The organism is Reichenbachiella sp. MSK19-1 (assembly GCF_003590315.1).
Lineage (GTDB): Bacteria > Bacteroidota > Bacteroidia > Cytophagales > Cyclobacteriaceae > Reichenbachiella > Reichenbachiella agariperforans.
This window is the reverse complement of the sequence record NZ_MIER01000021.1, coordinates 310899-331191: the sequence shown is the minus strand read 5'-3', so window position 1 is coordinate 331191 and position 20293 is coordinate 310899. Positions and strand designations below refer to the sequence as shown.

Here is a 20293-nt window from a genome sequence, read left to right as displayed (position 1 = left end):
CGATCCAGTTTAGATCACAAAATACACAAAGAATTACTCATTTATGTATTTTGAATCAAACCTTATCCCTCCAAAAACATGTAGAAATATAGCTCTAGAATAGCGATACATGATAGGCCAAACCAAGGCGATCACTATACCAAGTACTGTGATATACACCCATGATTCGGGATCTCCAAAAAAATTAAAGAGAACAAAGCCCACTACAAAAGTGATAGCAACTGAAAAACCATAGCTCACGAACATGGCTCCAAAATAGAACCCTGGTTCTGGTTCAAAAGACTGCTGACATACCGAGCAGCTAGGCAACATTTCTCGGTCGTACCACTTGCGAAAAAGGGAAGTCTTAAACATATCACCTTCTCTACACCTAGGACATTTACACTCAAGCAGCGCTTGTGTTGAACTTCTTTTTCCCATGTCTTTTATACTTATAGAACCAAATTCCACCAATCAATGCAATCGCCAAGTACGGCGTTACGAACAAATACATAATACCAAAATTCAACCCATCGGCCAATGCCAACTCACCGTTACTCACATTGTTGACGATAGTGGTTTTACACATAGCACACTGTGCCATTGCACCAGTCACCTGTGCTACTACCAAAATGAATGTTAAAAAGATTCGGTTTCTCATGACTCGAATTTTATACTGAATAATAAGGGCTAGCCAAAAGATAGACAATTACACCGGTCACAGATACATACAACCAGATCGGCCAAGTGAACTTCACAATCTTCTTATGTCTATCAAACTCTTGGGCAATCGCAAAATAAAATGCAAGTAATACAAAAGGCACCACCGCCGCAGACAACAAAATATGGGACAGCAGTATCGTCAAATACACACTACGCATAGTCCCCACACTGAGAGCTTCTTGATCATCCAATACACCGTCCATATTCACATCCCCAAATATCACAGACTCCACCGTCGCATGATACAAGACATATGCCAACAGAAAACACACCCCTAACCCTAACGCACTCGACATGGCAATTTTATGTCCTTGAATATTCCCCTTCTTAACCATCACAGCGCCTGCAATCAATAGAATAGCAGTCATAGAATTGATCGTCGCATTGAAGGCAGGAATACTCCTCAACCAATCATAATCTGTAGAAATTTTATACGGTGAATAAATCAATACTGCTACTAACGCAGGTACTATTATCGACAGGGCAGCCACTACAGTCATGGCCATTTTCTTATTATTCATCTTACTCATTTAACAAAATATTAACCTCGATATTTAGCCGATCTATCTCTTCCAAATCATTAGGATTGAAATACCCTCTGATTTTCCTTTCTTTATCCACCAACACCATAGGTAGCGCTTCTGAAGATGCCTTATCTCCGTCAAACACGAATAACTGACACGACACAAAAGTCTTAAAAATCGATGAATCTACACGCACATATTTCAAGATTGAGTACCCCTCTAATGTCGTATAAAGGGAATCTGTCGTATAAAGTGACGCTACCTGAAGACGCTCTTCGCTTTTAAACTTAGTCAAGAAAGTCAATAAGTTATTTCGCTGAGACACAAAGTTCGAGTCAGACAATACGCCAAAATCATACAACGTCACCTTATCCATCAACTGACCCGAAATAGCGGGTATCGGATCGACATGGTATTGACCAGCTACCATCAGCTGACCACATGCTGTCAGCGTATCGACTCCTGTCGAATAGTAGATCGGAATATCAAATTTGTTCTTCCCAAACCCTTGGAGAAACAAGTAAATAGCTCCTGGTAGAAACAGCAGAAGCAGCAAAGCAATAGACTTGAATATTTTCATTGGGTCAAAAAAAATGCCGTCTAGTGACGGCATAGTTAGTATTATAATCTATCAGAATTAGCTTCCAAATATCGCTTGGAATATCGCCTCTCCTTGAATCCAAAACGCAGCAATTAACCACATCAAGAAAACGGTAGGGGCTACAATCATCCACACCAAGCCTTTCTTCTCGTGCGACAAATGCATAAACTCTCCGATAATGTAAAATGCTTTGAATATAGTCAAGAGGATGAAAACAGTAGTTTTCAATGCACCAGCTCCCACTGTGAATGCAATAATAAACTCTACCACTGTCGCCAAAAATAGGATGGCCGTCACCTTCCATATTTTTTTGATCTTGTCTTTATCTACTGGAGTCACGTCCAGTCCTTTAATTTCTTGTTCCATGTCTATCTATCAGTTTTTTATACCAAGTAAAAGAAGGTGAATACAAATACCCATACCAAATCTACAAAGTGCCAGTACAAGCCTACTTTCTCCACCATTTCATACGTACCTCTTCGCTCTAGCACACCAGTCGTCGCTTGATAGAAGATGATGAAATTAATCACGACACCACTGAAAACGTGAAAACCGTGAAATCCAGTAATGAAAAAGAATAGTGCTGCAAAGTTAGGAGGGCCATATTGATTTAGCGAGAGGTTCGCTCCATGAAAGAAAGACCCATCTAACAATTGTCCACCAGCCTCAGTACCGTGGATAAAGTGCATCCACTCCCAAGCCTGACAACCTAAGAAAGTCAACCCACCAAGGATAGTCCACAACATCCATTTTTCTACTGCGACTTTATCATTCCTATGTCCAGCATCTACAGCCAAAACCATAGTTACACTACTCAAAATTAAGATAAAAGTCATAATCCCCACGAATACCAACGGCAAGTGGATACCATGTAAGAATGGTACTGCATTGAATACCATCTCTGGGATAGGCCAATATTCTTGAGAAAAAACAAAATTTTCGATTTCACCTTCGAATGCAGGATGTGCAAATCGAATGAATCCATAAGTAGCGAGCAATGATGTAAATGTAAACGCATCAGAAAGCAAGAAAAACCACATCATCAGTTTTCCATAACTCGCTTTCAATGGCTCTGTCCCCCCATTCCAAAGGTTCTCATTGCTATCTACTACTACTGCCGTTCCAGCCATGATATTATCTAGTTTAATTAATGATTAAGAGTCAAAAATAAGTATAAATACAACCAAAGTCCACCTAAAAAATGCCAATAAGTTGCACACATTTCTATTCGAACCAAACTCGTCGAATGTACTTTATATTTAAATGCCGCTACAGCGACGATCAAAAGAAACACTACTCCACTCAACAAGTGGAAACCATGTACACCTGAGAGCACATAGACAAAAGATCCAGCAGGGTTTCCCACAAAGAAAACCCCTTCTTGTACTAGTTCCTGCCATGCGATCAACTGACCGACCAAAAAAGAAATACCAGTCAATACAGTCAATAGAAGATAAATTCTAATCTTACTAACTTCGTTTCGCTTGGCTGACAGATACGCCATGTGCATAAACACACTACTGACGATCACTATCCCTGTAGTAATGTCAAACATAAACGGCAGATCGAAATCCAACCATACACCACTGGATTGTTTCACCACATAGGCACTAGTCAATGCGGCGAATAACATTACCACTGTGACAATAAAGAGCCACATCGCAAATTTCTGCGGATGCATTCTAAAAGAACTCTCTTTGGTTTTATTCATGGCCATTTCCATATCTATATTTTATCAAGTAAATAGGCGATTTGCACGATAGGCAAATACAAAAAAGAACCGAACATGATTTTGAGCGCTGCCTTGTCTGAATTATCTCTCATAAGATTAAAACTCTGCGCTAAAAAAGCCGCTCCACATACTGTAGCGATTATCGCTGAGTTGATTCCTGTAATCCCAAAATAAGCTGGCAACAATCCCAATGGCAACAAAAACAAGGTATACACCATGATATTGATTGCTGTATTCAAATCCTTTTCGCCCTTATTAGGTAGCAGTTTGAAGCCTGCCTTTTTATAATCTTTATCTCCCACCCAAGCTATCGCCCAAAAATGTGGGAACTGCCAGATGAACTGAATACCGTAAATAATCAATGCCTCATGGCCAATATATCCCGTAGAGGCAACCCAACCCAACAAAGGCGGTAATGCCCCAGGGATAGCCCCAACAAAGACAGCTATAGGCCCCACTCTTTTTAGCGGAGTATAAACAAAACTATATAGCACCAATGATATGAATGACAACACCACCGTCAGTGGGTTAGTGGTTATATACAAAATCGCCAACCCCACTATCGCTACAAAAAAGGCAAATGCTATGGCTTCCTTCTTTGTAATACTACCAGTAGGTAAGGGACGATTTTTGGTTCGCTCCATCATAGCGTCATACTCTACTTCTAACACCTGATTGATTGTAACCGATGCACCCGACACTAGAAAGCCTCCTAAAGACAACAACAGCAGTACACTCCAGTTAATATCGGAATGTGCCGCTAGTATATATCCAAAACCAGAAGAAAATGCCACCAAAAATGACAACCTAGGTTTCAACAATGCTATGTACAATGATATTTTTTGCATCCCACTCAACGTCACTATATCTGTATCTATCTTATGCATTTTACTCAGTCAAGTCTACAGACTTTTCACTTATTATTAAGTACAAAAAGTACTGAACGCCAAAGATAACAATAGCGAGCAGCAGATGGACAGGTTGGATAAAATAAGGTAGTGCAAAATACGACAAAACGACTCCTGTCAAAATCTCCAATACTACCAAAAATAACAAACTCCACACCAAGTACTTGGAAGTCGAAAAATTCTCAATGCTCTTGGTCAAACGATAGATCAAGAAAGCATGCAAAAGCAGTAATATAATAGAGTAAGATCTGTGAATATAAAACACAATCCCTAGATTTTCGATCCAGTCCCAACGATTCGCCTCTCCCAATGTGTCCGCAATTAGATCTACAGCTTCTCGAACTTGAGTCCCTAACAGTACTTGTGCAAAAAACAAAATCATGCAAAACAACAACAGCCTTCTCACTTTGGCAGGCTTGTAGCTTACCAGTCCCACAATCTTCGACTTTCCTATGTAAAAGCGAGTATAAATCAACAAAGCAATGAGCGCAATGGCCAAAACCATGTGGAACGTAATCAAGCCAGGCAACAAATTCGTACTAACGACTAAGGATCCCGTCCAGCCCTGAAAAACGACCAACACCAATGCGCCAAATGAGAGATAAAAAACCCGAGGATCTGACTTAAAAAACGTCAAAGCACTGACCACACAACAAATGATAAATATGCCAATCAGAACACCCGTCAAGCGGTTCAGGTATTCAATCCAAGTTTTAGTAAAATTAAACTCTTGCTCTTTTTGAACCTTCTCACCTGCCACGACTTCCCGTGCCAGCTCATCCAACCCCAATCCCTCCAGTACCCTGGCAAGACGTTGATTTTTTTCTATGCGTTTCTCGGCATATATTTCCCTATAATTTTCAGGAAGTTCACTCACATGAGTCGGAGGCGTGTAAGCCCCGAAGCATTTTGGCCAATCAGGACACCCCATACCAGACCCTGTACTACGAACAATGCCGCCTACTAATATCAAAAAGTAAACGGCAATGATCGTAACTAAATTAAGTCTTCTAAAAAACCTTTTCTTAGGTTCTGTATTCATTCACTAGACCTTTTCATTCTTTGCTTCTTCAGCTTCATGAGGCAGGTTAGATTCAGGAGTATTAGTATAAGGAACGGTCTGCGGGATAAAATCAGACTCAGAACCAGGCTTACTATAATCATAAGGCCATCTGTATACCGTTGGTATTTCACCAGGCCAGTTACCGTGACCAGGCTCACGTGGTGTAGTCCATTCTAGTGTATTCGAATCCCAAGGGTTCAAAGACGCCTTCTTACCTCTATACATGCTATAGAAGAAGTTGAACAAGAAGATGAACTGTGCACCAAATGTACAAATTGCTGCTACACTCACGAACATATTGAGATCTGCAAAATCTGAGAACGCATCAAAGTTGGTGAATGAATAATATCGTCTAGGAAATCCAGCTATACCAATGTAATGCAATGGGAAGAACACAAGGTACACTCCTATAAATGTCAACCAGAAATGGATATACCCCAATTTCTCATCCATCATACGACCAAACATCTTAGGATACCAGTGATAAATACCTGCCACCATACCAAAGAATGCCGAACTACCCATCACAAGGTGAAAGTGAGCTACTACAAAATAAGTGTCATGTAAGAATATATCCAGAGCAGAGTTCCCTAAGAAGATACCTGTGACACCCCCAGAGATAAACAATGAAACCAATCCGATAGAGAACAGCATTGCTGATGTAAATCGAATATTACCTTGCCACAGCGTAGTTATATAGTTAAAAGATTTAATTGCTGAAGGAACAGCAATAATCAAGGTCAAAATCATAAAGATAGACCCCAAGAACGGGCTCATACCTGTCACAAACATATGGTGAGCCCATACGACAAAAGACAGAATGCCAATACCCATCAAAGAACCAATCATTGCTCTATAACCAAAAATCGGCTTTCTTGAGTTAGTAGATATAATCTCAGAAGTAATACCCAATGCAGGCATAATAATGATGTAAACCTCTGGGTGACCTAGAAACCAGAACAAGTGCTGGAACAAGATCGGGCTACCACCCGAATTAGGTAATGCCTCTCCTCCGATGAATATGTCTGACAAATAAAAACTAGTACCAAATGATCTATCAAATACCAATAGTAATGCAGCAGCCACCAATACAGGAAACGACAACAAACCTAGAATAGCAGTTAAGAAAAACGCCCAGATCGTCAAAGGCATTTTCGTAAAGGACATCCCTTTGGTTCTCAAGTTGATAATCGTACTGATATAATTGATACCACCTAGTAACTGCGAAGCAATAAAGAACACCATAGACACCAACCACAGCGTCATACCTAGACCAGATCCAGATATAGCCTGAGGCAACGCACTCAACGGTGGATAAATTGTCCACCCCCCTGCAGCAGGTCCTGTAGAAATGAAAAGTGAGATAAACATGATCACACTAGACAACATAAAGAACCAAAACGACAGCATGTTCATAAACCCTGAAGCCATATCTCTTGCCCCTATCTGTAGCGGAATCAAGAAATTACTAAACGTACCACTCAACCCAGCCGTCAACACAAAGAATACCATAATGGTACCATGCATAGTGACCAAAGCTAGATAAAACTCTGTATCGATTTTACCTGATTCGGTGATCCATCCACCTAATAGTGGTCTCAACCACTCTAAGTTCATGTCAGGGAAACCCAATTGCAATCTGAAGATGATAGATAAACCACCACCTATAATCGCCCAAAAAATACCTGCAATCAAAAACTGCTTACCAATGACTTTATGATCTTGTGAGAAAATATAATTCGTCACAAAATTGCCATGATGCTCATGATCATCATGCGCTGCATGTTCTACATGCTCATCTAATTGTACTTCAGTAACTGCCATATCTCTTCTATTATAGTGAAGCTTGCGCTTCCTCAATCTCTTCTTTTGCTGCCTCAGTCACTACAGGACTAGCAGGTTGTAAACTTGATAAATATTCAGGATTCTTAGACAACCAAGATTTCTGTGAAGCTTTCCACTTTTCATACTCAGCTGGCTCATCTACCACTATAGTTGCTCTCATCGCAAAATGTCCTTTTCCACAAATCTTGTTACAAACAAGCTCATAGGTAAAATCTGGATTACCCGTCTCCTCTGCCATATCAGCAGTTGACTTAGTGGGTACGAACCAAAACTGTGTCGGCATTCCTGGCACAGCATTCATCTGCAATCTAAAGTGAGGTACATATACACTATGAATCACATCTCTTGCACGTATCTTAAACAATACAGGCTTCCCTTTAGGAATATGAATCTCTCTAGGAATAAAATCATCCTTTGAAAACTGGTTGGTAAAATCGACTCCCATTTGGTTCTCAAAATCGATCAATTTGTAATCATAAGGGCCGAGTTTTCCATCCGCTCCAGGATATCGAGATGCCCATGCATATTGGTATCCCATGATCTCAATGACTTCTGCATTATCAGGTGCCTGATCCGTGATCTTTACCCAAGCTCTAAAACCATCAAAAATCAACAGTGCCAAAACGATCGCTGGTACTACTGTCCATATCAGCTCCAACTTGTCATTGTGCGGATAAAACTTCGCAGTATTACCCGCTTTGTGTTGGTAACGGTATGCAAACCAAAACAACACGATATGCGTGAGGATAAACGCTGCAGTAGTCACTGCAGTAGTGATCCAGAAAAGTTTAAAAGTAACCTCTCCGTGCTCAGAAGCAACAGGTACAGTATATCTATCAAACTGCGTGTAAGAATATCCAAAGAACAAAACGATACCGCCGATCAAGAATACAAGAAACAGTGCGGCATTCACCTTATTACTCTTCCCTAAAGACTCTCCGTCTTTGTTTCCTCTTACTACTTGTACCAGCGTATGGGCTCTAAATATGGTGACCAATATGGCCCCTATTAGAATAACCGATACTAAGATTACAAAATTCAACATGCCTATTATTTATATATTAATGTCTTATTTATCTACTAAATGTGGTGATGCAAAGTCTCATTGTACATCGGGTGATTCTTTGCAACCAAAGGATATTTAGCCAAAGAATGTAGTACAACATACACGAATGCAGATGCATAAATCATCATCATTCCCACTTCTAAGAATCCAAAATCCCCGTTCTCTTTCAATACACCTGGTGTAATCATCAAGTAGAAATCGAACCAGTGTCCAACCAAAACGATTGGGCAAACAACTTTCAAAATTCTAGCGTGTCTTTTTGACTGTCTTGTCATCAACAACAAGAATGGCAGCACAAAATTAACAACCAAGTTCATAAAGAAAATCTTAGAGTAAAAATCACTTTTCAAACGCTCTACAAAGTAAATAGTCTCCTCTGGAATGTTCGCATAATAAATCAAAAGGAACTGTGAGAACCAGATATACGTCCAGAAAATACTAAAACCCCAGACGAACTTCCCTAAATCGTGCAAGTGATTTGCATTCACTACAGAAAGGTATCCTTTGTCCTTTAGTAGAATAGCTACGAATGCAATGAAAGCCAATCCTGACACCCACCAACTCGCAAATACATACCAGCCAAACATAGTAGAGAACCAGTGTGGGTCAATAGACATCACCCAATCCCATGCAGCGATTGATGAAGAGTAACCGAAGAATACAATAAACACTGCTGACAAGCCAACAAGCTTCTTCCATCTATTGACGCCTCCTTCAATATCCTCGGCCAACATGTGCTTTCTTATTTGTAGAAACAGTACATACCACACACCAAAGAACAACACCATTCTACCCATGTAGAACCCGAAGTTTAGGTATCCTTTTTTATCATTAATAATTGCATCAAAATCTGGGCTATTCACATCGTACAATGAAGCATGTGTCCAGTGAAACAATTCGTGGTTAGACAACAACCAAACAACTGCCATCAAAACACCTGCTATCGGCAACCAGCTTGCCATAGCCATTGGAATTCTTTTCACACCTACAGACCAACCTGCCTGTGCGACATATTGAATACAAATAAAGAATACGCCTATGATCGCCAGACCTGTAAAGAACAGATTGTTGATCCAAAGGTTAGCCTTCAATCTATGTGTCCAGTGGTATCCGCCATGATGCCCTCCAGCAGCCTCAGCACCGTGTTCGTCATGTGCAGCTACGGCGTGATCACCATGTGATGCAGCAGCTTCTACAACGTGATCTGTACCGTGTGCGTCATGATGTCCCCCTGAGTTCATTAAGATAACTCCCAAAACAGCTAAGACTATCCCCACTGCTAGCACAATAAAAATGTTCTTTTTAGCTCCTGCTGAAAATATATATTTTTCGTCGCTCATCTTACTTTACTATTTTAAGAATTATTGATTTTGTAGCGTTTGAACATAACGAACGATTTTCCATCGTTCCTCTATACTGAGCTGCGAAGCATGTGAGCCCATTCTGCCTTTACCGTGTGTAATCACGTGGAAGATGTGCCCCTCTGGCTTATCTTTCACAGCACGTGAAGTATATGGAGTTACTCCTTTGAATTTTTGTCCTACAGGACCATCACCCAAACCAGCATCACCATGACAGTGCCAACAAAACCTTGTGAACAATACTTTCCCTTCTGCCAAAACCTCATCCGTCTCTGGCAATGGGTTCTTCATAACCTCACCCGCCAATTCGATAGAATCCTTAGGGATTCTATACGGTAGAGAGCTTCCTCTTCTGACCGTATTAGCTACTGGCTCACGCATGTTCATTGTATGTGGATTGTTAGGGTTGGATGTGTAAAACTCAGCCTCTCCACCTTCATGTGAAGTCAACCATCTACCAGCCTCTGTATCTGTGACCTGAACCAACCCCTCGTAAGGAACTGAGTGATACATCTGGGGAGCATACTCCACCCCAGTATTATCGACACCAGCCGCACAAGACGTCATGATATACGCTCCTGCTACGATGGCAATTCCTTTTATATATGTATTCAATTTCATCATTTCGTAATTTCGACTCCAGTTGAATTATTCAAAACTTTTGTTATTGACTTCTTGCGCACCTGATGCGGCAAGAGCCTTCTTGATTTCTTCTTCGCTCATGCTATTCTTATCAAGATCCACAGCGACGATGTGTTTATCATCTGTGATTCTCAAATCAAATATTCTTGGCTTAGCCCATGGTTTCAGGTTACTCACTACGAAGAAAGTACCACACATACCAAAAGCACCCAAGAGCACTGTCAACTCAAATGTCACAGGTATGAAGGTAGGGAATGGAAAGAAATCCTTACCCCCGATAATCATCGGCCAATCAAAAGTCATCATACCAATCTGCATCGTCAAAGCCAGTGTAGTACCCAATAACCCGAAAATAAATGCTGCTACTGACAATCTCGATCCTTTGTATCCCAAAACATCATCTATTCCATGAACTGGAAATGGAGAGAATACTTCGTAAATCTTCACTCCGCTTTGACGTACATCCTTGATTGCCTTTAGCAACAAGTCCTCGTCATCATATACACCAAGTACAAAATTCTTATTTCCGCTCATTTTATTTGTCAGTTTTTTCTCCAGTAGCTTTTACAATACTTTTCACCTCTGCCATGTTGATCACCGGGAAGAACTTAGCAAATAGGAAGAAAAGAGTAAAGAACAATCCGAAAGTGAAAATATAAACCCCCATATCTACCCAAGTCGGATAGAACATTGCCCAAGATGAAGGCAAGAAATCTCTGTGTAGTGATGTCACAATAATGACAAATCGCTCAAACCACATTCCGATGTTTACGATGATCGAGATTACGAAAGTTGCCGCGATGTTGGTTCTGATTTTCTTGAACCAAAATAACTGTGGAGAGATCACATTACAGGTCATCATCGACCAGTATGCCCAAGCATAGGGGCCACTCACCCTGTTCAAGAAAGCGTATTGCTCTCCTTCGACACCTGAATACCATGCAATGAAAAGCTCCGTGATATATGCTACCCCGACAATAGAACCTGTCACCATGATAATGATGTTCATCAGCTCCATGTGTTCCATGGTAATATAATCTTCCAATTTATAAACCTTTCTTGTCACCAAGAGAAGCGTCAATACCATCGCAAAACCTGAAAAGATCGCCCCTGCCACAAAGTAGGGAGGAAAAATCGTCGTATGCCAACCTGGTATTACTGACGTAGCAAAGTCAAAAGATACAATCGTGTGTACCGATAGTACAAGTGGTGTAGCCAAACCTGCCAACACCAAAGCGACCGTTTCATATCTAGACCAAGTCTTCGCTGCACCATCCCATCCGAAACTCAAGGTTCCGTAGATTTTTTGTCTAAGTCCCGTTGCTCTATCTCTAATCGTAGCAAAATCAGGAATCAACCCGATATACCAGAAAACAAGTGAAACAGAGAAATATGTAGAAATCGCAAATACGTCCCATAAAAGCGGTGAGTTAAAGTTCACCCAAAGAGAACCGTATGTATTAGGTAGTGGAAGAGCCCAAAGTGCACCAATCCATGGTCTACCCATGTGAAGCAATGGAAACTGCAAGGCACATATAACGGCAAAAATCGTCATCGCCTCTGCCGCTCTATTGATCGACATTCTCCATCGCTGTCTGAAAAGCAACAAAATCGCTGAAATCAAAGTCCCTGCGTGACCGATACCCACCCACCACACGAAGTTGGTAATATCCCAGGCCCAGCCTACAGTTTTATTCAATCCCCAGCTACCAATTCCATCCCATACCAAACGGAATACAGCATAAGCGCCGAAGGTCAACAAGCCCAGCGATATCGCCATGGCCAACAACCAAGACTTGGCTGGTTTCTCCTCTACTCTTTTGCATATGTCGTCAGTTACGTCGTGAACTGTTTTACCACCCGTGACGAGCGGTTTACGAACTACTGCTTCTGCGTGCATATTAATCTAATTTATTAACCTTGCTTTTCGTTTTCCTTATTTCTAATCTTCGTGAAGTACCACACATTCGGTTTCACAGAAAGCTCTTCCAATACATGGTAGGCTCTTGGCTCCTTCACTTCTGGTCCATTCTCTCCTTCTTCTAGTTTCAACATTTGTGAAATTCTAGAGTTAGGGTCTTTCATGTCACCAAAAACAATCGCTTCAGAAGGACAAGAAGCAGCACATGCTGAAGTAATCTCACCATCAACTGGTCGTCTACCTTCCATCTTAGCTCCTAATTTTCCTGCTTGGATTCTCTGAACACAGAAAGAACATTTTTCCATGACACCTCTAGATCGAACAGTAACATCTGGGTTCAATACCATTTTACCCAAATCATTGTTCATTGAAGTGTTTTCTGCAAACTGATCGTTATCGTGGTACTTGAACCAGTTAAATCTTCTTACTTTATATGGACAGTTGTTCGCACAATATCTTGTACCGATACATCTGTTGTAAGCCATTTGGTTGAGTCCCTCTGTCGAGTGGTTGGTAGCAGCTACTGGACAAACTGTCTCACAAGGAGCGTTGTTACACTGCTGACACATCATCGGCTGGAAGGTCACCTCTGGATTCTCAGCTGCTGCTACTTCCATAGCTGCGTTTTTCGCCAGAGCTCCACCTTTGCTATCCACGATCTCTTCGTCGAAGCTGTAATATCTATCTATTCTCAACCAAGTCATTTCTCTTCGGTTGAGAACTTCTTCTTTACCTACGACTGGCACGTTGTTCTCTGCCTGACACGAAACGGTACAAGCACCACATCCAGTACAAGAGTTCAAGTCGATGGTCATACCCCAGTGGTGGTTTGGGTACTCATGACCAGACCATAGCGAGATCGCTCCTGGCTTCTCTTTACCACTGTATGTAGAGATCATTGGTTGACTTCTACCTGCACTTGCATCTTTTTGGTATTTCGAAAGAATAGATTCTTGGATCACATTCTCTCTACCCATATACGTCTGGTGTGTCTGTGTCTGAGCGATCCTGTATTCTTCACCACTCATTTCTACTTTGACACCTGAAGTTACGTTGAGGTTCTGAGCCCCTGACTTGTAACTGATCAAAGGGTATGCATTGACACCAACACCGTTCGCGACTTTACCTGCTTTGGTTCTACCGAACCCTATAGCTACACCTACCGTTCCTTTTGCTTGCCCTGGCTGTACCAGTGCTGGCAATTTCACGGTTTGGTTACCTACAGTCAAGGTTACCAACTGCGTTTTCATATCTCCTAGCTCTAGCCCAAGCTCGTTGGCCATCGCTGGTGAAATTGTCAAATAATTATCCCAAACTGCCTTAGTGATCGGATCAGGCATCTCCTGTAGCCAAGGATTATTAGCCTGAGTACCGTTACCTACGCTGTAGTTTTCATAAACGACCAATTCAATATCCGAACCTGTAGTCGACAACCCTTTGGCTGCTGCATTTAAGTCCGCGCTGAAAGTCGCTGCTGATGCTTCTATCGTGTTTTCGATCACACCATCTTGCAATGTCTTGTCCCAGAAGCCTTGTGCATCACCAGACTGACCTGCTGACCATTTGTTCTTCAAGAAGTCATAATAAGAAGTGCTGTTACCTGCCCAAGCCAAGAATGACTCTCCTGCCTGACGTGTGTCAAACAATGGAGAAATCGTAGGCTGAGAGAAACTGAACTTACCTGCTACTGCTTCAAAATCATTCCAAGACTCTAAATAGTGGCTATCAGGAGCTAAAGCCTTTACCAAAGAAGTCGTTTCATCTTTTCTATCTGAAGTAGAAAGAGTGAATTTAGCCTTCTTCAAGCCTTCTGCTAGTTTAGATCCCAATGCGTGATCATAAACTGGGTTACAGTTAAAAAACAAAACTCCACCGTAGTTACCTGCATTGAGGCTCTTGATGAAGTTTACCATTTGTGTATCATTACCTTTTCTGGTGTTAACAGAAGCGGCTAAATCTATCGTCGAGCTATAACAGCCTAGTAGGTTGTTGATAGCATTGATAATCACTTGAACGTTTTCGTCATTCGATCCTGATACAACCAAAGATTTCTCTTTGCTCGCCCATAGATCATTGGCTGCCTTCGTCAGTACAGCCGTATCAGCCAACTTAGGAGCAGACACTTTACTCGCACCCGCTTTGGCCGCTATCAAGTTATAGAGGTTAGCCACGTAAGTTGCTTGCTCCGATGGCTTGATCCCTGATCTATAATCAGCATTAGACCCTGTCAAAGAAAGGTTTGACTCAAATGAGTACAACCTCGACATGGTCTTCTTTTTATCACTTAATCTTCTAGTCTGAGCAAATTGCTTGCTGTGAAGCGTATGGTTCAGCCAGTTACCTAAGAAATCAGCATCGAAAGACACGATCGTGTCTGCTTTGCTAAAATCATACGAAGGGACAACTCTTGAACCAAAAGACTTTTCATTGGCCGAAAGAATACCGCTGAATGAAACTTGATCATATTGGATATGCTCAATTCCTGCATACTTTGATTTCAATTGATCAATCGCCGCTAATGTAGAAGGAGAAAATACAGAGTTGCTAATGAGGGCAATCTTGCCAGCAGAAGCCAATTGCTTTGCCACCTCTTTGTCCAGATCAGCCCAAGAAACAGACTTGCCGTCCAACTCTGGACCTTTCAATCTTTCTTTATCATATAGAGATAGTACAGAAGCTTCTACTTGAGAAGAAGTACCTCCTCCACTAACAGAAGACAATTTATTACCAGCCACCTTGATTGGTCGACCTTCTCTAGTTTTCACTACTACACTACAGTAATCATTACCATTGACATAAGTCGTCGCATAATAGTTAGGGATACCTGGATCTACATCCGCAGGCTTATTCAAATAAGGGATGGCCTTTCTCACTGGAGTCTCACAAGCTGCCAAAGATGCCGCAGCAACTCCAAAGCCCATCAACTTCAAAAAGTCCCTTCTACTCGCTCCAGTTCCTTCTGATTCACCATTAATTGGCAAATACTCAGGGAATTCTTTTTCAGCATTTTTCTCGAATTCTGGATTTTTGGTCAATTCCTCTAATCCTTTCCAGTATTGCTTTTTGGTTTCTTTCATTTTATGATATCTATCCCAAAGATTCTTTTCAATTAATTAATAGTGACATTTAGCACATTCGAGTCCTCCAATGTCTTCAACTTTCATTGGCTCCTTGCTATGCTCTGCGTGTAGTTCCACCAGATTATCATAGTACTCGTTGCCTTTGGCATTGACATCAGTTTCTCTGTGACAGTTGATACACCATCCCATCGTAAGTGGAGCGTATTGATATACAACATCCATTTCCTCGATAGGACCATGACAAGTCTGACATTCTATCTCCCCAACAGCGACGTGCTGCGAGTGATTGAAGTAAGCCAAGTCAGGCAGGTTGTGTATTCTCACCCATTCGATAGGCTGGTTGTTTTCAACAGCCGCATATATTTTTTGAATCTCAGGCGATTCAGTTTTGATCGCTGAGTGACAGTTCATACAAATATTAGGGGAAGGGATATTGGCATTCTTACTCTTTCTAACCCCTGTATGACAGTAGTTACAATCGATTTGATTATCTCCTGCATGTATTTTGTGAGAGAAAGCAATAGGCTGCGTTGGCTCATACCCTTGTTGCACACCGATGGTAAACAATCCATCAATAACGGATTTTAAAACGATCGCCGTAAAGATAAAAGCGACCAACCCTAAAAACGCATTACTCTTAACTAGCGCGACTACATCAAAGGTTTGATTAACGATCTCCTTATCCTCTTCTGCTAGCTCGTCCTTTTGTGAAAGGTATTTCTTAAGTACAGAAATAATCATTGCCAAAACCACAAGAATCAACACTAGAATGATCAAAATGACGATCATCAAGATATTAACCATCCCTGATGGCTCTTGCTCAGTAGCGACTGCTCCTCCTGTAGTATCTCCTGCAACTGGCGCTGCAGCTACTGGTTCTTTTTCTGATTCCGCTTTTAAATAAGCGACGATGGACAGTATCTCTTCGTCAGCAAAATCAAAAGAAGTCATTTGAGTCTTATTAAACTCTTCGTACAGTTTAACAGCATAAGGATCACCACTGCTGATTACTTTTTGAGAGTTCTTGACAAATGCCGTGATCCACGCAACATCTCTTCTTTTGTGCACGTCTTTAAGTGCAGGTCCCACTACCTTTTCATTGACCGCATGACAGACTGTACAATTGGCCTTGAATAATTTTTCTCCGCTAGATATTACTGCCTCATCACTGGGGATAGTAGTTCCAGCATCTTGTGCCATCGCTACATTTTGAGTCAATAAAACTGAAAAAATTAGTGAAAGAAATAACAAGCCTTTAAGCGAGCTACCCTTATTTGAATTGTAACTATATTTTTTTAACATCAGTTTTTGCTTTCCTTTTACTACAAAAAAGTGGTTGCAAATGTAGCCACGGGTTTTTCAATTTCAAAGGGTGATTTCTCGCTAAAAAGCCCACTTCTTCACCTACACCTTCCATCCATTGCTTTATATACTGATTAACAGGTGATTACGTTTATTTTCTAAGTAGTAAAATAAGGCTATTTAGAACTATTACAAATAAATAATTGAGACGTATTATATACCTCAAAATAGAAGAGAATGCAATAGGTATTTGTACGGAAAATTTGAATACATAATAACACTATGTATAATTGTCTTATGTATTCAAACGAACTCATCAAAGGCACACTTAAAACCATCATTCTAAAACTGCTTCAGGATAGTGGAAGAATGTACGGTTACGAAATCACACAAAGGGTAAAGTCTCTCACCGACGACAAAATCAACCTAACCGAGGGAGCGTTATATCCAACTCTTCACAAACTACAAGCGGAAAGTCTTATTACTTCAGAACAAGAGATATTTAATGGAAGAAAAAGAAAGTACTACTCCATAACAGAAACAGGTCAAGCCAATGCAACAGCTCGGGCTGAGGAATTCATTTCTTTCACCAAGACCATGTTTGCCATCATCAAGCCTCAATTGACCAAATAAGCCCTTATGCTCACCAACAATCAAATTCTCTATATATCCAACGATCTAAAATCTAAAGAACTATCCGCAGGCTTCAGACCTGAGGCACTAGATCACATCTGCTGTATGGTAGAGGGACACTTGATCACTGGTTTGCAATTTCGAGAAGCCTATGCGCTAGCACTACTAGATTTTGGAGACCAAGGGTTTACAGAATTAAAACAAACAAGTCCTATTATTCAGCAAAAACGAAAAACCATGATACAACAACTATTAACCTCAAGTCTCGCCGCTTCAATATTTTGTTTCGTGTTTAACGTGTCTATCACAGACAGACCATCTATGAACCCTATCGCGCCAGAGGCTGTCATCACTTCAAGTTTTGGCTTGCGAGTAGACCCTATCTCGAAAACCAAGAAGCCTCATCATGGAATAGATTTCAAAAGCCCTAGCGGCACACCCATTAAAGCTTCTGGAGATGGAGTGATCCTCTTTGCAGAACCTGACGGGTTTTACGGCAACAAGGTCACCATTCAACATGACAAGGAATACCAATCCATATACGCTCATCTAGGCAAAATCATGGTAGAGACAGGTCAAACTATCAAAAAAGGAGAAATCATCGGTACGGTTGGTAATACAGGGAGGACTACTGCCCCACATCTACATTTTGAAATCACTCAAAACGGAAAACATGTCGATCCAGCAGCATATCTATTAGAATAGATAAAACTCAAATAGCACTATCATCGGTCTTGATCTTCATCAAGACCGAAAATGCATCATTAATATTTTTGGACTCCACGACGATCGAAAATTCATTGGATGTTGAGATCACCTCTATGATGTTGATCCCATACCACGCAATCATTTTGAATATATAATAATAGAGCCCATAAGCACGCACATTAGATGCCTTTAGCATGACTGTTGCGGAACTGAGTTCTTTATTACCAGTCAGGTACTGCTCATTTTTGAAGATATGCTCCACACGATCCGATATATTATCACTGATAATTAACGTGCGCTCATACATCCCTTGAGTAAAGGAACAATACGTGTCGGGTATACTCTGAATCTCATGGAGTAGACGTGTCTGGTTTTCGGTCAACGTCGAAGAATTGATATAAGTAAAAGTTGACAACCCCGAACGAACGAAAATATCACCAATATGTGCTCTAAAGTTCTTAGGGTTCAAATTAAGTGAGTTAGTCCCCATCGTAGAGCGTCGCTTTAGTGCCATCAAAATAGACGCTTCGGTAGCTTCCTTCATCAGCTCCTTAGAGACAAACGGCTGTAACAACCTCGCCAATGAGGAATAATTGATCAAGCCAGCATTCATCGCTTCTTCCACAAAAGGCATCTTACGAATCCCCTCCTCAACTATGTCAGATATCTTCTTCATTTGTTAAATTATTAACACAGCGCAAAGTATATGAAAATATTTCACATTTATTTCACACACCGACTACTAAAAAATACTTTTGAAGAACCGAAAATGTAAAATCGATAACAATGGCAGTACAGACCCCTTTTTATTACTACGACCTAGCTCTATTAGAAAACACGCTTCAAGCGCTGAATGATGCTATACCTAGTTCAAAATTCAAGGTACACTATGCTGTCAAGGCCAACGCAGAAGATCGAATACTACAGACGATACAGCGATATGGACTAGGGGCAGACTGCGTGAGTGGCAATGAAATCACCAAGTCCATCGCCTGTGGATTCAACCCATCAGAGATCGTACTTGCTGGTGTAGGCAAAAGTGATGCAGAACTGCATACTGCCATCTCCAATGGCATCCATAGTATCAACTGCGAATCAATAGAGGAGCTAGAAGTGATCAATGAAATCGCTGAGCAGAACAACCGTGTGGCGAACATATCGTTCCGAATCAACCCAAATGTGGATGCCAAAACACACCACAAAATCACGACTGGTCTCAGCGAAAACAAGTTCGGCATTCCAATCAGTGAAGTGAGCCGAGCCATTGCCGAAATCCGAAAGATGGAATTTCTATCTCTCTCTGGTATTCATTTCCATATTGGCTCTCAGATTCTATCGATGGATCCGTTTATCAAACTATGCAACCAAGTAAACACGCTGTTAGACGAGATCGAAGGAGAAGGAATTCAACTCGACCACATCAATGTAGGTGGTGGGCTAGGAATTGACTATTTGAATCCTGACCAAAACCCAATTCCAGATTTTGAGAAATATTTTGCTGTATTCCATGAACATTTAAATGTACGAGAAGGTCAGACGGTTCATTTCGAACTTGGCAGATCGGTAGTTGCCCAGTGTGGTTCCTTGATCACCAAAGTACTCTATGTCAAAAAAGGAGCTACAAAAAACTTTGCAATCGTAGATGCCGGCATGACAGAACTCATCAGACCAGCACTTTATGACTCTTATCACGAGATGGAAAACATCACTGCTGACTCATTACTAGGGACAGACAACTACTCTGTAGTAGGTCCAATATGCGAGAGTTCAGATGTTTTTGGTGAATTAGAAATGCCTATCACAAAGCGTGGAGACTTAATCAAAATCAAATCTGCTGGAGCCTACGGACAAGTACTAAGTTCAAATTATAATTTAAGAGATAGTGCAAAAGCATACTATTCTGATAAAAATGAATTAACATCGTGGGTTGGAAGTGAAAAAAAAGAAACCTCACTTACCTAAGAGACTGAATAAGTAGTTTAACGACTAGAGAAGGGCAGAAGAAATTCTGCTCTTTTTTTTGCATAAATACCACTAAGCTAAACTAGTTGCACCCCAAGCAACTACTCCTCTTTGAGATTCAAAAATCATAAAGAGGATTTATCTTAATCACTCCCTCGCACAATCTCAACTAGAGTTACCCCAAATAATAGCTGAATAGTATATCTTTGTGCGATGCGCAGTTGCCTGCTAACCCACTTTAAA

Annotated in this window: 21 protein-coding genes; 3 read left to right on the top strand and 18 right to left on the bottom strand. The window is 41.0% G+C overall.

Annotated features, from left to right (window positions below):
• Positions 1–33: 33 nt before the first annotated feature.
• From BGP76_RS19365 to BGP76_RS19285, 17 genes are read right to left on the bottom strand one after another with little or no spacing between them, the layout of a single operon-like run.
• The gene (locus BGP76_RS19365; RefSeq protein WP_245816833.1) at positions 34–354 is read right to left on the bottom strand and encodes a DUF983 domain-containing protein; all 321 of its coding nucleotides are present in this window, start codon (positions 352–354) and stop codon (positions 34–36) included.
• Positions 355–385: 31 nt separating this feature from the next.
• Positions 386–640, bottom strand: coding sequence for a hypothetical protein (locus BGP76_RS19360; RefSeq protein WP_073122756.1), 255 nt, complete (start codon positions 638–640; stop codon positions 386–388).
• A gap of 10 nt (positions 641–650) precedes the next feature.
• Positions 651–1223, bottom strand: a complete 573-nt coding sequence (locus tag BGP76_RS19355; RefSeq protein WP_158584344.1) for a DUF420 domain-containing protein — start codon at positions 1221–1223, stop codon at positions 651–653.
• Position 1224: 1 nt separating this feature from the next.
• On the bottom strand, positions 1225–1806 hold the full coding sequence (locus BGP76_RS19350) for a hypothetical protein (RefSeq protein WP_139280993.1): 582 nt from the start codon (positions 1804–1806) through the stop codon (positions 1225–1227).
• A gap of 57 nt (positions 1807–1863) precedes the next feature.
• Complete coding sequence (locus BGP76_RS19345; protein ID WP_073122759.1) at positions 1864–2193, bottom strand: cytochrome C oxidase subunit IV family protein; 330 nt, start codon at positions 2191–2193, stop codon at positions 1864–1866.
• A 17-nt stretch (positions 2194–2210) separates the two neighbouring features.
• Complete coding sequence (locus BGP76_RS19340; protein ID WP_073122760.1) at positions 2211–2957, bottom strand: cytochrome c oxidase subunit 3; 747 nt, start codon at positions 2955–2957, stop codon at positions 2211–2213.
• Between the two features lie 17 nt (positions 2958–2974).
• Complete coding sequence (locus BGP76_RS19335) at positions 2975–3538, bottom strand: cytochrome c oxidase subunit 3 (RefSeq protein ID WP_245816834.1); 564 nt, start codon at positions 3536–3538, stop codon at positions 2975–2977.
• 14 nt (positions 3539–3552) lie between these two features.
• Positions 3553–4446 (bottom strand): heme o synthase, encoded by an 894-nt coding sequence (gene cyoE, locus BGP76_RS19330; protein WP_119845880.1) that lies wholly within the window; start codon positions 4444–4446, stop codon positions 3553–3555.
• 1 nt (position 4447) lies between these two features.
• Positions 4448–5509 (bottom strand): heme A synthase, encoded by a 1062-nt coding sequence (locus BGP76_RS19325; RefSeq protein ID WP_119845879.1) that lies wholly within the window; start codon positions 5507–5509, stop codon positions 4448–4450.
• Positions 5510–5512: 3 nt separating this feature from the next.
• Complete coding sequence (locus BGP76_RS19320; RefSeq protein ID WP_073122764.1) at positions 5513–7354, bottom strand: cbb3-type cytochrome c oxidase subunit I; 1842 nt, start codon at positions 7352–7354, stop codon at positions 5513–5515.
• Between the two features lie 10 nt (positions 7355–7364).
• Positions 7365–8420 (bottom strand): cytochrome c oxidase subunit II, encoded by a 1056-nt coding sequence (locus BGP76_RS19315; protein ID WP_073122765.1) that lies wholly within the window; start codon positions 8418–8420, stop codon positions 7365–7367.
• A gap of 35 nt (positions 8421–8455) precedes the next feature.
• On the bottom strand, positions 8456–9781 hold the full coding sequence (locus tag BGP76_RS19310) for a quinol:cytochrome C oxidoreductase (RefSeq protein ID WP_119845878.1): 1326 nt from the start codon (positions 9779–9781) through the stop codon (positions 8456–8458).
• A 21-nt stretch (positions 9782–9802) separates the two neighbouring features.
• Positions 9803–10423 (bottom strand): cytochrome c, encoded by a 621-nt coding sequence (locus tag BGP76_RS19305; RefSeq protein ID WP_119845877.1) that lies wholly within the window; start codon positions 10421–10423, stop codon positions 9803–9805.
• Between the two features lie 27 nt (positions 10424–10450).
• Complete coding sequence (locus BGP76_RS19300) at positions 10451–10978, bottom strand: DUF3341 domain-containing protein (protein WP_073122767.1); 528 nt, start codon at positions 10976–10978, stop codon at positions 10451–10453.
• Between the two features lies 1 nt (position 10979).
• Positions 10980–12344 (bottom strand): NrfD/PsrC family molybdoenzyme membrane anchor subunit, encoded by a 1365-nt coding sequence (gene nrfD, locus BGP76_RS19295; RefSeq protein WP_073122768.1) that lies wholly within the window; start codon positions 12342–12344, stop codon positions 10980–10982.
• 14 nt (positions 12345–12358) lie between these two features.
• Positions 12359–15442, bottom strand: coding sequence for a TAT-variant-translocated molybdopterin oxidoreductase (locus BGP76_RS19290; protein ID WP_073122769.1), 3084 nt, complete (start codon positions 15440–15442; stop codon positions 12359–12361).
• Positions 15443–15478: 36 nt separating this feature from the next.
• The gene (locus BGP76_RS19285) at positions 15479–16645 is read right to left on the bottom strand and encodes a cytochrome c3 family protein (protein WP_245816835.1); all 1167 of its coding nucleotides are present in this window, start codon (positions 16643–16645) and stop codon (positions 15479–15481) included.
• A gap of 399 nt (positions 16646–17044) precedes the next feature.
• On the opposite strand from BGP76_RS19285, the gene BGP76_RS19280 reads away from it, so the two are divergent.
• On the top strand, positions 17045–17380 hold the full coding sequence (locus BGP76_RS19280) for a PadR family transcriptional regulator (RefSeq protein WP_073122771.1): 336 nt from the start codon (positions 17045–17047) through the stop codon (positions 17378–17380).
• Positions 17381–17386: 6 nt separating this feature from the next.
• Complete coding sequence (locus tag BGP76_RS19275) at positions 17387–18085, top strand: M23 family metallopeptidase (protein ID WP_119845876.1); 699 nt, start codon at positions 17387–17389, stop codon at positions 18083–18085.
• Positions 18086–18092: 7 nt separating this feature from the next.
• On the opposite strand, the gene BGP76_RS19270 is transcribed toward BGP76_RS19275, so the two are convergent.
• Entirely contained in the window at positions 18093–18764 is a 672-nt protein-coding gene (locus tag BGP76_RS19270; protein ID WP_073122773.1) for a hypothetical protein, read from the bottom strand.
• A gap of 104 nt (positions 18765–18868) precedes the next feature.
• On the opposite strand from BGP76_RS19270, the gene lysA reads away from it, so the two are divergent.
• A complete protein-coding gene (lysA, locus tag BGP76_RS19265) occupies positions 18869–20050 on the top strand; it encodes a diaminopimelate decarboxylase (protein ID WP_255416162.1) in 1182 nt (393 codons plus the stop codon).
• The last annotated feature ends 243 nt before the right edge of the window (positions 20051–20293 follow it).

Bases quoted from the DNA above. Each gene is read 5' to 3' on its own strand.
- BGP76_RS19365 (WP_245816833.1), bottom strand. From the start codon at position 354: ATGTTTAAGACTTCCCTTTTTCGCAAGTGGTACGACCGAGAAATGTTG.
- BGP76_RS19360 (WP_073122756.1), bottom strand. From the start codon at position 640: ATGAGAAACCGAATCTTTTTAACATTCATTTTGGTAGTAGCACAGGTG.
- BGP76_RS19355 (WP_158584344.1), bottom strand. From the start codon at position 1,223: ATGAATAATAAGAAAATGGCCATGACTGTAGTGGCTGCCCTGTCGATA.
- BGP76_RS19350 (WP_139280993.1), bottom strand. From the start codon at position 1,806: ATGAAAATATTCAAGTCTATTGCTTTGCTGCTTCTGCTGTTTCTACCA.
- BGP76_RS19345 (WP_073122759.1), bottom strand. From the start codon at position 2,193: ATGGAACAAGAAATTAAAGGACTGGACGTGACTCCAGTAGATAAAGAC.
- BGP76_RS19340 (WP_073122760.1), bottom strand. From the start codon at position 2,957: ATGGCTGGAACGGCAGTAGTAGTAGATAGCAATGAGAACCTTTGGAAT.
- BGP76_RS19335 (WP_245816834.1), bottom strand. From the start codon at position 3,538: ATGAATAAAACCAAAGAGAGTTCTTTTAGAATGCATCCGCAGAAATTT.
- cyoE (WP_119845880.1), bottom strand. From the start codon at position 4,446: ATGCATAAGATAGATACAGATATAGTGACGTTGAGTGGGATGCAAAAA.
- BGP76_RS19325 (WP_119845879.1), bottom strand. From the start codon at position 5,509: ATGAATACAGAACCTAAGAAAAGGTTTTTTAGAAGACTTAATTTAGTT.
- BGP76_RS19320 (WP_073122764.1), bottom strand. From the start codon at position 7,354: ATGGCAGTTACTGAAGTACAATTAGATGAGCATGTAGAACATGCAGCG.
- BGP76_RS19315 (WP_073122765.1), bottom strand. From the start codon at position 8,420: ATGTTGAATTTTGTAATCTTAGTATCGGTTATTCTAATAGGGGCCATA.
- BGP76_RS19310 (WP_119845878.1), bottom strand. From the start codon at position 9,781: ATGAGCGACGAAAAATATATATTTTCAGCAGGAGCTAAAAAGAACATT.
- BGP76_RS19305 (WP_119845877.1), bottom strand. From the start codon at position 10,423: ATGAAATTGAATACATATATAAAAGGAATTGCCATCGTAGCAGGAGCG.
- BGP76_RS19300 (WP_073122767.1), bottom strand. From the start codon at position 10,978: ATGAGCGGAAATAAGAATTTTGTACTTGGTGTATATGATGACGAGGAC.
- nrfD (WP_073122768.1), bottom strand. From the start codon at position 12,344: ATGCACGCAGAAGCAGTAGTTCGTAAACCGCTCGTCACGGGTGGTAAA.
- BGP76_RS19290 (WP_073122769.1), bottom strand. From the start codon at position 15,442: ATGAAAGAAACCAAAAAGCAATACTGGAAAGGATTAGAGGAATTGACC.
- BGP76_RS19285 (WP_245816835.1), bottom strand. From the start codon at position 16,645: ATGGCACAAGATGCTGGAACTACTATCCCCAGTGATGAGGCAGTAATA.
- BGP76_RS19280 (WP_073122771.1), top strand. From the start codon at position 17,045: ATGTATTCAAACGAACTCATCAAAGGCACACTTAAAACCATCATTCTA.
- BGP76_RS19275 (WP_119845876.1), top strand. From the start codon at position 17,387: ATGCTCACCAACAATCAAATTCTCTATATATCCAACGATCTAAAATCT.
- BGP76_RS19270 (WP_073122773.1), bottom strand. From the start codon at position 18,764: ATGAAGAAGATATCTGACATAGTTGAGGAGGGGATTCGTAAGATGCCT.